Annotated in this window: 1 protein-coding gene; it reads right to left on the bottom strand. The window is 56.3% G+C overall.

The window, feature by feature from the left end:
• Nucleotides 1-194, bottom strand: a 194-nt coding sequence (locus AC5IJH_RS18605) for a hypothetical protein (RefSeq protein ID WP_491904303.1), incomplete at its 3' end; no start/stop codon positions are given.
• Nucleotides 195-247 lie beyond the last annotated feature (53 nt).

Genomic DNA, 247 nt, shown 5'->3' with positions numbered 1-247 from the left:
ATCCTAGCAACAACACGACTGGGATGGGTCGCTTCCATCGTGACCTCCAGCACACCGCTAGCAAGAACAGCAGGGCAGGAAACAGCACGTAGCTGCGGGCAATGACGGCGTACTGAAACAAAAAAAAAGTAAGTGAACGGCAGCGCCAGCCGAAACAGCAGCGGGAACGGCGAGCGGTAAAGAATCAACATCACCGTGCCGCATGCAATTCCGCCGCACACCCAGTGAAGGCCCGTGTATGTAACCC

This window comes from Candidatus Dedyshia acidiphila (assembly GCF_051025295.1).
Lineage (GTDB): Bacteria > Acidobacteriota > Terriglobia > Terriglobales > Acidobacteriaceae > KBS-83.
This window is presented reverse-complemented; position numbering and strand designations above follow the sequence as displayed.